Source organism: Pseudomonas sp. FYR_5, assembly GCF_043106315.1.
In the GTDB taxonomy this organism is placed as follows: domain Bacteria; phylum Pseudomonadota; class Gammaproteobacteria; order Pseudomonadales; family Pseudomonadaceae; genus Aquipseudomonas; species Aquipseudomonas putida_Y.
The window spans coordinates 44,708-56,611 of the sequence record NZ_JBICMK010000072.1 but is presented as its reverse complement, the minus strand read 5'-3'; the positions used below and the strand labels follow the sequence as shown (position 1 = coordinate 56,611).

The following is an 11,904-nucleotide window of genomic DNA, read 5'->3' as shown; positions in this document are numbered from 1 at the left end:
CATGCACGCAAGACTCACGACGGGCAGCCCGCCGTGGTTTCTTATAATTAACGCTTCTTACGGTTGGCCACGTGAATGGCGCCGCCATTCACCGCCAGCGCTGCTTCATGCAACGCTTCGGACAGGGTTGGATGGCTGAAGACCATCATGCCCAGATCCTCGGCACTGGTGCCGAATTCCATTGCGATTGCGCCCTGCTGCACCAGTTCGGCAGCCGATGGGCCAATCACGTGAACACCCAGAACGCGGTCGGTCTTGGCATCGGCGATGACCTTGACGAAACCACCGGTGTCGTTGGCAGCCATCGCACGGCCGCTGGCCGCGAACGGGAAGGTGCCCACGTTAACCTCAACGCCCTCGGCCTTCAAGGCCTGTTCGGTCTTGCCGACCCACGCGATTTCCGGGTGGGTGTAGATGACCGACGGGATCAGGTCGTAGTTCATCTGGGCCTTGTGGCCCTTGATGCGCTCGACGACCATGATGCCCTCTTCCGAAGCCTTGTGGGCCAGCATCATGCCGCGTACCACGTCACCGATGGCGTACACGCCCGGAACGCTGGTGGCGCAGTAATCGTCGACGAAGATGTAACCACGCTCGTCGATGGTCACGCCGCTGTCGGAAGCCAGCAGATCGGTGGTCACCGGGCGACGGCCGACTGCGACAATCAGCTTGTCGAAGGTGATCTTCTGCTCGCCTTCGGCGTTGGTGTAGGTCACTTCGACTTCATTGCCGTTGACTTTCGAGCCGGTGACGCGAGCGCCCAGCTTGATGTCCAGGCCTTGCTTGGTCAGGGTCTTCTGGGCTTCTTTCGACACGGCGGTGTCGGCAGCCATCAGGAAGGTGTCCAGGGCTTCCAGCACGGTGACTTCAGCACCCAGGCGAGCCCATACCGAGCCCAGCTCCAGGCCGATCACGCCTGCACCGATAACGCCCAGGCGCTTCGGTACGGCCTGGAATTCCAGGGCGCCGGTGGAGTCGACGATGACGTTCTGGTCGACCGGAGCCGGCGGAATGTCGATCGGGCGCGAGCCGGAAGCCAGGATCACGTTCTCGGCTTCGATGATTTCGGTGGTGCCGTCAGCCTTGGTGACTTCGACCTTCTTGCCAGCCAGCAGCTTGCCGTGGCCCTGGATCGAAGTAACGCCGTTGGCCTTGAACAGGGTGGCAACGCCACCGGTCAGGTTCTTGACGATGCCAGCCTTGCGGCCAACCATCGCGGCGACGTCCATCTTCACTTCGCCAGTGGAGATACCGTGGACGTTGAAGCTCTCTTTGGCTTCCTTGTACTTCCAGGAGCTGTCCAGCAGCGCCTTGGAAGGAATGCAACCTACGTTCAGGCAGGTGCCGCCCAGGGCCAGCTTGCCCTCGGCGTCGGTGTACTTCTCGATACAGGCAGTCTTCAGACCAAGTTGGGCAGCCTTGATGGCAGCTACATAGCCGCCAGGACCTGCACCAATCACCACTACGTCGAATTTCTGGGTCATAAAAGATTCCTTTTTAGCTTCAAGCGGCAAGCTGCAAGCCGCAAGACCAGCAGGCTTCAGCTTGAAGCTTGCGGCTTGCAGCTTACAGCTGCGCGATTAGATGTCCAGCAGCAGGCGGGACGGATCTTCCAGCAGGTTCTTGATAGTGACCAGGAAGGTTACCGCTTCCTTGCCGTCGATCAGGCGGTGATCGTACGACAGCGCCAGGTACATCATCGGGCGAATCACGACCTGGCCGTTGATGGCCATCGGGCGCTGGATGATGTTGTGCATGCCGAGAATGGCGGCCTGCGGCGGGTTGACGATCGGGGTCGACATCATCGAACCGAAGGTACCACCGTTGGTGATGGTGAAGGTGCCACCGGTCATTTCTTCGATGGCCAGTTTGCCGTCACGGGCCTTCTTGCCGAAGGTAGCGATGCCGTTCTCGATTTCAGCCAGGCTCATCGACTCGGCGTTACGCAGCACCGGCACCACCAGGCCACGGTCGCTGGACACGGCAACACCGACGTCGGCGAAGCCGTGGTAGACGATGTCGTTGCCGTCGATCGAAGCGTTCACGGCCGGGAAGCGCTTCAGCGCTTCGGTAGCAGCCTTGACGAAGAACGACATGAAGCCCAGGCGCACGCCATTGTGGGTCTTCTCGAACAGGTCCTTGTACTTCGAGCGCAGGGCCATGACTTCGGTCATGTCCACTTCGTTGAAGGTGGTCAGCATCGCCATGTTGGACTGGGCTTCGACCAGACGCTCGGCGATCTTGGCACGCAGGCGGGTCATCGGCACGCGCTTCTCGGTACGGTCGCCAGCGGCGACGACAACCGGGGCAGCGGCAGCAGCGGCAGGCTTGGCAGCCGGTGCAGCGGCAGGTGCCGACTTCTTGTTGGCAACAGCAGCAACCACGTCTTCCTTGGTGACGCGACCGCCTTTACCGGTACCTGCCACGGTAGCCAGGTCGATGCCGTTTTCTTCAGCCAGCTTGCGCGCGGCCGGGGCAGCGATCGGGTCATCTTCGCCGGCGTCAGCGGCAGCAGCGGCCGGAGCAGCAGCAGGAGCGGCTGCCGCGGCTGGTGCTGCGGCAGCACCGCCTTCAACGATCGAACCCAGCAGTTCGTCGGACAGGACGGTGTCGCCCTCGCCCTTGACGATGTCACCCAGCACGCCATCGGCAGTAGCCAGTACTTCCAGGACAACCTTGTCAGTCTCGATGTCGACGATCAGCTCGTCACGCTTGACGGCTTCGCCCGGCTTCTTGTGCCAGGTGGCAACGGTGCCGTCGGCAACCGATTCCGGGAAGGTTGGGGCTTTGATCTCGATAGCCATTATCTGTGTTTCCTTAAATTCGGTTTCAGGTGCGCGAAGGCGTTAGACAGTGAAGGCGTCTTGCAGCAGTTTTTCCTGCTGTTCGACGTGCTTCGAAGCGTAACCACAGGCTGGCGCGGCAGAAGCGTCGCGACCGGCGTATTCCAGGGTCAGTGCCTTGTTGTGGCGGCCCAGGATACGGCGCATGTGGTGCTGGCTGCTGTACCAGGCGCCCTGGTTCATCGGCTCTTCCTGACACCAGACCGCATGCTTGAGGTTGGTGTAAGGCGCGAGGATTTCGACCAGATCGTCCTCAGGGAACGGATACAGCTGCTCGATACGCAGGATGGCAATGTCTTCGCGGCCTTCGGCACGGCGCTTTTCCAGCAGGTCGTAGTAGACCTTGCCGCTGCACAGCACCAGACGCTCGACCTTGGCCGGATCGATTGCGTCGATTTCCGGGATCACAGTCTGGAACGAGCCTTCTGCCAGGTCTTCCAGAGTCGAGATGGCCAGTTTGTGGCGCAGCAGCGACTTCGGCGTCAGGACTACCAGCGGCTTGCGCAGCGGGCGGATCACCTGGCGACGCAGCAGGTGGTAAATCTGTGCTGGCGTAGTCGGTACGCAGACCTGGATGTTGTGCTCGGCGCACAGCTGAAGGTAACGCTCCAGACGCGCGGAGGAGTGCTCCGGCCCCTGCCCTTCATAGCCGTGTGGCAGCAGCATGGTCAGACCGCACAGGCGACCCCACTTGTGCTCACCGCTGGTGATGAACTGGTCGATCACCACTTGCGCACCGTTGGCGAAGTCGCCGAACTGGGCTTCCCAGATCACCAGCGCGTTCGGCATGGTGGTGGAGTAGCCGTATTCGAAGGCCAGTACCGCCTCCTCGGACAGGAACGAATCGTACAGGTCGAAACGTGGCTGGCCCGGGAACAGGTTCTGCAACGGAATGTAGGTGCTGGCGTCCTTCTGGTTGTGCAGCACCGCGTGACGGTGCGAGAAGGTGCCACGGCCGATGTCCTGGCCGGTCATGCGGATCGGGTGACCTTCGAACTGCAGGGTGGCGTAAGCCATGGTCTCTGCATAACCCCAGTTGATCGGCAAGCCACCGGCCTGCATCTTCTGACGGTCTTCGTAGATCTTCGACACCTGACGCTGGACCACGAAACCTTCCGGCAGCTCGAGCAGCTTGGCCGACAGATCCTGCAGGGTCTTGAGGTCGAAACGGGTGTCGTGACGCGCGGTCCAGGCATGGCCCAGGTACGGACGCCAGTCGACGAACAGCTCGCGGTTCGGCTCCTTGACCAGGCTCTTCACCACGTGCAGGCCATTGTCCAGCGCGTTGCGGTACTCGTCGATTTTGGCCTGAGCGCGCTCGGCGTCGATGCGACCGGCCTGGATCAGTTGCTCGGCATACAGCTCACGGGTAGTGCGCTGCTTGCTGATTTGCTGGTACATCAGCGGCTGGGTGCCGTTAGGCTCGTCAGCCTCGTTGTGGCCACGGCGACGGTAGCAGACCAGGTCGATGACCACGTCACGCTTGAACTGCATGCGATAGTCGATGGCCAGCTGGGTGACGAACAGCACGGCTTCCGGGTCATCGCCGTTCACGTGCAGGATCGGTGCCTGGATCATCTTGGCAACGTCGGTCGCGTACTCGGTGGAGCGCGCATCCAGCGGGTTGCTGATGGTGAAACCAACCTGGTTGTTGATCACGATGTGCACGGTTCCGCCGGTCTTGAAACCGCGGGTCTGCGACATCTGGAAGGTTTCCATGACCACGCCCTGGCCAGCGAACGCAGCGTCGCCGTGGATCGAGATCGGCAGCACCTTGTCGCCAACGGTGTCGTTGCGGCGGTCCTGACGGGCGCGCACCGAACCCTCGACCACCGGCGAAACGATTTCCAGGTGGGACGGGTTGAACGCCATGGCCAGGTGCACTTCGCCACCCGGGGTCATCACGTTCGAGGAGAAGCCCTGGTGATACTTCACGTCACCGGAGCCCAGCTCGTTCATCTTCTTGCCTTCGAACTCGTCGAACAGCTCGCGCGGGTTCTTGCCGAAGGTGTTCACCAGCACGTTCAGGCGGCCACGGTGGGCCATGCCGATCACGACCTCCTTGGCGCCGTAAGAGCCGGAACGCTGGATCATTTCATCCAGCATCGGAATCAGGCTCTCGCCGCCTTCAAGGCCGAAACGCTTGGTGCCCGGGTACTTGGTGCCCAGGTACTTTTCCAGGCCCTCACCGGCGGTCACGCGCTCAAGCAGGTGGGCCTGCACGTCAGCGGAAAACTCCGGACGGCCGCGCACGCTTTCAAGGCGCTGCTGGAACCAGCTGCGCTGCTCGGAATCGACGATGTGGGTGAATTCGGCGCCAATGGTGCGACAATATGTCTTCTGGAGTGCATCGAAGATGTCGCGTAGGCTCGCCTCCTCTTTGCCGATGAACAGGTCGCCGGCACGGAAGGTCGTATCAAGATCGGCATTGGTCAAGCCGTAGTGATTGATCGACAGGTCTACTGGCGCAGGGCGCTGCCACAACCCCAACGGGTCGAGCTTGGCAGCCTGATGGCCGCGCATACGATAGGCCTGGATCAGTCGCAGAACTTCAACCTGCTTCTTCTCGTGTTCACTGCTCACGCTCCCGGCGGAAACCGGTTGGGCGCGGCGCTGGTTCTTTGCCAGCAGTACGAAATGGTCGCGGATTGTCGAGTGCGATACATCAGTAGCGGTGCTGCCGTCGGCTGGCAACTTCTGGAAGTAAGTGCGCCACTCTTCTGGCACAGCGTTAGGGTCGTGCAGGTAGAGCTCGTAGAGCTCTTCCACATATGCAGCGTTACCACCTGAAAGGTGGGCGCTATCCCACATGCGCTGCATCACGCTTTCTTGCATGCTTGGTCACCCTCGATTAGGGGACTGATCGGCGAGAGCCACAGCAAACCTGGAAAAGTCCGAAAACAGCGACTGAACCACGCCACCTGGATCCTGCTGATTTTCCGGGTACCAGCCCGGAAAGCCCCTGCTGGTCTCATATCTTCATAGGTAATGAACGCGGGCTTTGTGGGCCCTTGTTCGGGTTTTACCTCAGTGCGGGCTCACCACCCGCACCTCGGCTTATTGCAGGTACAACACTTTGTATCAGGTGCCGCTTTGCAGCAGCATGTTACGTACGTGACCGATTGCCTTGGTCGGGTTGAGACCTTTCGGGCAAACGTTTACGCAGTTCATGATCCCGCGGCAGCGGAATACGCTGAACGGGTCATCCAGGGACGCCAGGCGCTCCTGAGTCTTGGTATCGCGGCTGTCGGCAAGGAAGCGGTAAGCTTGCAGCAGTGCTGCCGGGCCCAGGAACTTGTCCGGGTTCCACCAGAACGACGGGCAGGAAGTCGAGCAGCAAGCGCACAGGATGCACTCGTACAGGCCGTCCAGCTTGTCACGGTCTTCCGGCGACTGCAGGCGCTCGATGGCCGGTGCCGGGGTGTCGTTCTGCAGGAACGGCTTCACCTTCTCGTACTGCTTGTAGAAGATGCTCATATCGACCACCAGGTCACGAATGACTGGCAGGCCTGGCAGCGGACGCAGAACCAGCTTGCCGCCCTTCACCACCGCCGACAGCGGGGTGATGCAGGCCAGGCCGTTCTTGCCGTTCATGTTCATGCCATCGGAACCGCAGACGCCTTCACGGCAGGAGCGACGATACGAGAAACCCTCGTCCTTTTCCTTGATCAGTGCCAATACATCCAGCACCATCAGGTCCTTGCCGCCGGTATCGACGTCGAACGACTCCATTTTCGGCGCCGAGTCGGTGTCCGGGTTGTAACGATAAACTTCGACTTTCAACATAGCAGCCACCCTTAGTAAGTCCGGACTTTTGGTTCGAAGGCTGGAACAGTCTTCGGCGCAAAGTTGACGCCGCGCTTGGCAACGCGCTTCTCACCCGGGTAGTACAGGGTGTGGCACAGCCAGTTTTCGTCGTCACGGTCTTCGAAGTCTTCACGGGCGTGAGCACCGCGGGACTCTTTACGGGCTTCGGCCGCGATGGCGGTAGCTTCGGCGACTTCCAGCAGGTTCTGCAGCTCCAGCGCTTCGATACGCGCGGTGTTGAAGGCCTGGGACTTGTCGTTGATCTTGACGTTGGCGATACGGTCACGCAGACCGGCCAGCTGCTCGATACCCTTCTGCATGTATTCGCCAGTACGGAATACACCGAAGTAGTTCTGCATGCAGCTCTGCAGCTCGCGCTTCAGGCTGGCAACGTCTTCACCGCTGGTACGCTCGTTGAGCTTGTTCAGGCGGTTCAGGGCAACATCGACGTCGGTGTCGCTGGCGTCGCGGTATTCCACGCCTTCGCTCAGCGCCTTCTCCAGGTGCAGGCCGGCAGCACGGCCGAACACCACCAGGTCGAGCAGCGAGTTGCCGCCCAGGCGGTTGGCACCGTGAACCGATACGCACGCCACTTCACCTACGGCGAACAGGCCCGGGATGATGTGATCCTGGCCGTCGGCGTCCATGGTGATGGCCTGGCCATGAATGTTGGTGGCAACGCCGCCCATCATGTAGTGGCAGGTCGGCACGACCGGCACCGGCGCGACCACAGGGTCGACGTGGGCGAAGGTCTTGGACAGCTCGCAGATACCTGGCAGGCGGCTGTGCAGCACTTCCTCGCCCAGGTGGTCCAGCTTCAGCAGTACGTGGTCCTTGTTCGGGCCCACGCCGTTGCCGGCGATGATTTCCTTGACCATGGAACGGGCAACCACGTCGCGGCCGGCCAGGTCTTTGGCGTTCGGCGCGTAACGCTCCATGAAGCGCTCGCCGTGGGCGTTGATCAGGTAGCCACCTTCACCGCGGCAACCCTCGGTGACCAGTACACCAGCGCCGGCGATACCGGTCGGGTGGAACTGCCACATTTCGATGTCCTGCACCGGCACGCCTGCACGCAGGGCCATGCCGATACCGTCACCGGTGTTGATCAGGGCGTTGGTGGTGGAAGCGTAGATACGGCCCGCACCGCCAGTGGCCAGCACGGTGGCCTTGGACTTGATGTACAGGGTTTCGCCGGTTTCGATGCAGATGGCGATCACACCAACGAATGCGCCGTCCTGGTTTTTCACCAGGTCAACTGCGTAGTACTCGTTGAGGAACGTGGTGCCAGCTTTCAGGTTGCCCTGGTACAGGGTGTGCAGCAGCGCGTGACCGGTACGGTCCGAAGCGGCACAGGTACGGGCGGCCTGACCACCTTTACCGAAGTCCTTGGACTGACCGCCGAACGGGCGCTGGTAGATGCGGCCGGTTTCGGTGCGCGAGAACGGCAGACCCATGTGATCCAGCTCGAAGACCGCAGCCGGGCCTTCCTGACACATGTATTCGATAGCGTCCTGGTCACCGATGTAGTCGGAACCCTTGACGGTATCGTACATGTGCCAGCGCCAGTCGTCGTTCGGGTCGGCCGAAGCGATGGCGCAGGTGATGCCGCCCTGGGCGGATACGGTGTGCGAACGGGTCGGGAAGACCTTGGTGACTACGGCAGTCTTGTGGCCGCCTTGAGCCAGTTGCAGCGCTGCGCGCATGCCGGCGCCGCCGCCACCGATGATGATGGCGTCGAAGGAAATGGTTGGAATGCTAGCCATGGATCAGATACCCCAGAGAATCTGCACACCCCAGACGAAGTAAGCGAACATCGCAACGCCGCATACCGCCTGGAACAGGAAACGAATCGCAGTTGCCGACTTGCCGAACGACATAGGCGTCAGGTAGTCGGTTGCAATGGTCCACATGCCGACCCAGGCGTGAGCGCCCAGGGCAACGAGGGCCAGCAGACTGAAGATCCGCATCGCGTTGTTGGAGAACAGACCATGCCACTGGGTGTAGTCGATGCCTGGGTGGGCGACCACGTAGCCGATCAGGAAGAGGAAGTAAGCCGCGAGAACGACCGCAGAAACGCGCTGCGCCATCCAGTCATAGAGGCCCGAACGCGACAGGTTCGTGACATTGGTTACCATACCCAAACTCCCACCAGAACGATCAGCACCACGGAGATGACGATCACGATTTTCGAGCCCAGCTTGCCGCCTTCCAGCGTCTCACCGATACCCATGTCCATGATCAGGTGTCGAACACCTGCCACGAGGTGATAAAGCAGGGCGGACAGCAGACCCCAGGTCACGAACTTGGCCAGCGGGCTGGTCAGACACGCCTTCACCTCACCGAAGCCTTCCTCGGAACCCAGCGACTTGCCCAGTGCATAAAGCATGATGGCAAGGCCGATGAACAGGATGACGCCGGAGATACGGTGCAGAATGGACGTGTACGCAGTGACGGGGAGCTTGATGGTCCTTAGGTCTAGGTTTACAGGTCGTTGGCTTTTCACGGCTTTTTTCACACTGAAGAGCCCCTAGCGAATCAGGGCAAAGTTGTTGGTAAGTGTACTGGTCAGGTACCCACCACCCAGGGAACGGCGACCCCCAGCAGTTCGGGCTTGCAAGCCCCTGGCGGTCGGGTGCCGAGTATAGACAGTTAGGCTGCTTATGACAACGTGACGGGGTAGCCCAAATAGCGCATTGCCTTTAATGAACAAAAGGCGTAAATGGGCGAGAATTTCGGGAAAAATCAGGCTTGAATGCTTGATTCAACAAGCCTTTAGGCAAATTGACATCTGAATTTATCCCTCTATAGTGGTGCGGGCCCTGCGTGGGGGGTCTGTCTGATGATTTCAAGCATTAATAGGAGGCCACATGGCTGACAAAAAAGCGCAGTTGGTCATCGAGGGCGCTGCCCCCGTCGAGCTGCCCATTTTAACCGGCACCGTTGGTCCTGATGTAATCGACGTCCGCGGGTTAGGGGCCACTGGTCACTTCACCTTCGACCCAGGTTTCATGGCGACTGCCTCGTGCGAGTCGAAGATCACCTATATTGACGGCGACAAAGGTATCCTGCTGCACCGCGGCTACCCGATCGAGCAACTCGCCGAACAGTCCGACTACCTCGAAACCTGCTACCTGCTGCTCAATGGCGAATTGCCGAATGCCGAGCAAAAGGCCCAGTTCGTCAGCACCGTCAAGAACCACACCATGGTTCACGAGCAGTTGAAGACCTTCTTCAACGGCTTCCGCCGCGACGCTCACCCCATGGCAGTGATGTGCGGCGTAGTCGGCGCCCTGTCGGCGTTCTATCACGACTCCCTGGACATCAATAACCCGCAACACCGCGAAATTTCCGCGGTGCGCCTGGTCGCCAAGATGCCGACCCTGGCCGCGATGGTTTACAAGTACTCCATGGGCCAGCCGATGATGTACCCGCGCAACGACCTGTCGTACGCGGAAAACTTCCTGCACATGATGTTCAACACCCCGTGCGAGATCAAACCGATCAGCCCGGTGCTGGCCAAGGCAATGGACCGGATCTTCATCCTCCACGCCGACCACGAGCAGAACGCCTCTACCTCCACCGTGCGCCTGGCCGGCTCGTCGGGTGCCAACCCGTTCGCCTGTATCGCCGCCGGTATCGCTGCACTGTGGGGCCCGGCCCACGGCGGTGCGAACGAAGCCGTACTGACCATGCTCGATGAAATCGGTGATGTTTCGAACATCGACAAATTCATCGCCAAGGCCAAGGACAAGAACGACCCGTTCAAGCTGATGGGCTTCGGTCATCGCGTGTACAAGAACCGCGACCCGCGCGCCACCGTGATGAAGCAGACCTGCGACGAAGTCCTGCGCGAGCTGGGCATCAAGAACGACCCACAGCTGGAACTGGCCATGCGCCTGGAAGAGATCGCCCTCACCGATCCGTATTTCATCGAGCGCTCGCTGTACCCGAACGTCGACTTCTACTCGGGGATCATCCTCAAGGCAATCGGCATTCCGACCAGCATGTTCACCGTGATCTTCGCCCTGGCACGTACCGTGGGCTGGATCTCGCACTGGAAAGAAATGCTCTCCAGCCCGTACAAGATCGGCCGTCCGCGCCAGCTGTACACCGGCGAGCAAAAGCGCGACCTCGTTGCCCTGAAGGACCGCAAGTAAGCTGCAGTAGCCGAACGCAAGAAGGCTGCCCTCGGGCAGCCTTTTTTATTTGTCCTGTACCGGCCTCTTCGCGGGCTTGCCCGCGAAGAGGCCGGCACAGACACCACAAAACCTCAGTTTTTCTCCGCCCGCTCGCGCAGCCCTTTCAGGGTATTGAACGGCGCATCCACCACGAACTTGTTGGCCACCATCGCCGGCACGCTACCACCTGGCTCGGTGTGCACCTGGTAGGTCACTTCAGTGCTGTCACCCTTGGGCACCAGCTTCCAGAAGCCGTCGACTTTTGCCACCCGAACAAAACCCTTCTCTTCCGGCAGGTAAGTCGGCTCTTCTTTCAGGTTACGGGTCAGGCTGCCATCCGCCTCCTTGACGGTCGTAATGTGCAGCACGGAATCACGCGGCGTCACCGGCCATGGCGTATTGAACTGGGTATAGGTCCAGCTCTGGTCACCTTCGTGCTTGAGCAGCTTCTGCGACTTGCATTCGTGAATCCAGGCACAGGCCCCGGACACGTCCTCCTGCAGCGCCTCGACCTTGGCCAGCGGCGCCTTGATCACGGTCACACCGCGATAGGCCTTGTACTTGGACCCGGCCACCTCACTGAGGGACACCTTGATGCCCTCCTCGTCCTTGGCCACTTGCCAGTTTTCAGCCCAAGCCACAGGCGACAGCAGAACACCCACGCCACACAGCAGTGCAATACGCTTGAACGATCTCATCATGTTTATCCTTGTTGTCGAAGATCCAGCCTGTCACGCCGCCGTCATCTGCTCCCACCAGCCAAGAATCCTGATAGCGTCGTCACGATCACTGCCACACACCTCGACATCTGCCTTGAAACCACCACACACCGCGGGCCGCTCAGGCTTGCCGAACAGGTCGCAAAGGTTGGCCGCAGTCAGGTGCAGGCAGCGCTCTCCTGCCGGCTTGCCATTGGGCATTCGCGGCATCGCGGAAGTGATGGACGGGGCGATGCAGCAGGCACCACAGCCCTCACGGCATTTCATGACTGTTCACCAAAATCAGGACTCCCTGGAACAAAACGGGACGAACGTCCCTGGATAGTAACGGCTCAAACAGACGTTTGAAATTGCTGG

Annotated in this window: 10 protein-coding genes; 1 reads left to right on the top strand and 9 read right to left on the bottom strand. The window is 60.5% G+C overall.

The genetic code is table 11. The annotated features are described in order from the left end of the window. Nucleotides 1–47: 47 nt before the first annotated feature. The 7 genes from lpdA to sdhC form a co-directional block, all read right to left on the bottom strand. On the bottom strand, nt 48–1,484 hold the full coding sequence (gene lpdA / locus ACF8RA_RS12220; RefSeq protein WP_021784850.1) for a dihydrolipoyl dehydrogenase: 1,437 nt from the start codon (nt 1,482–1,484) through the stop codon (nt 48–50). A 96-nt stretch (nt 1,485–1,580) separates the two neighbouring features. Next, nucleotides 1,581–2,804 (bottom strand): 2-oxoglutarate dehydrogenase complex dihydrolipoyllysine-residue succinyltransferase, encoded by a 1,224-nt coding sequence (gene odhB, locus ACF8RA_RS12215; RefSeq protein ID WP_021784849.1) that lies wholly within the window; start codon nt 2,802–2,804, stop codon nt 1,581–1,583. 42 nt (nt 2,805–2,846) lie between these two features. Continuing rightward, the gene (locus ACF8RA_RS12210) at nt 2,847–5,678 is read right to left on the bottom strand and encodes a 2-oxoglutarate dehydrogenase E1 component (RefSeq protein WP_021784848.1); all 2,832 of its coding nucleotides are present in this window, start codon (nt 5,676–5,678) and stop codon (nt 2,847–2,849) included. Between the two features lie 246 nt (nt 5,679–5,924). Then, nucleotides 5,925–6,629, bottom strand: a complete 705-nt coding sequence (locus ACF8RA_RS12205) for a succinate dehydrogenase iron-sulfur subunit (protein ID WP_003254212.1) — start codon at nt 6,627–6,629, stop codon at nt 5,925–5,927. A gap of 11 nt (nt 6,630–6,640) precedes the next feature. Next, nucleotides 6,641–8,413 (bottom strand): succinate dehydrogenase flavoprotein subunit, encoded by a 1,773-nt coding sequence (gene sdhA, locus ACF8RA_RS12200; protein ID WP_003254213.1) that lies wholly within the window; start codon nt 8,411–8,413, stop codon nt 6,641–6,643. Between the two features lie 3 nt (nt 8,414–8,416). Next, on the bottom strand, nt 8,417–8,785 hold the full coding sequence (gene sdhD / locus ACF8RA_RS12195; RefSeq protein WP_003254214.1) for a succinate dehydrogenase, hydrophobic membrane anchor protein: 369 nt from the start codon (nt 8,783–8,785) through the stop codon (nt 8,417–8,419). Then, entirely contained in the window at nt 8,779–9,165 is a 387-nt protein-coding gene (sdhC, locus tag ACF8RA_RS12190; protein ID WP_008091902.1) for a succinate dehydrogenase, cytochrome b556 subunit, read from the bottom strand. Before sdhC ends, sdhD begins: the two co-directional genes overlap by 7 nt. Nucleotides 9,166–9,517: 352 nt before the next feature. Here sdhC and gltA point away from each other — a divergent pair, with 352 nt between their 5' ends. Continuing rightward, the gene (gene gltA, locus ACF8RA_RS12185; RefSeq protein ID WP_021784847.1) at nt 9,518–10,807 is read left to right on the top strand and encodes a citrate synthase; all 1,290 of its coding nucleotides are present in this window, start codon (nt 9,518–9,520) and stop codon (nt 10,805–10,807) included. A gap of 113 nt (nt 10,808–10,920) precedes the next feature. Here the strand turns inward: gltA and ACF8RA_RS12180 are convergent, their stop codons facing one another. Beyond that, a complete protein-coding gene (locus ACF8RA_RS12180) occupies nt 10,921–11,526 on the bottom strand; it encodes an START domain-containing protein (protein WP_043195569.1) in 606 nt (201 codons plus the stop codon). Nucleotides 11,527–11,559: 33 nt separating this feature from the next. Further along, the gene (locus ACF8RA_RS12175; protein ID WP_176682171.1) at nt 11,560–11,814 is read right to left on the bottom strand and encodes a YkgJ family cysteine cluster protein; all 255 of its coding nucleotides are present in this window, start codon (nt 11,812–11,814) and stop codon (nt 11,560–11,562) included. Nucleotides 11,815–11,904 lie beyond the last annotated feature (90 nt).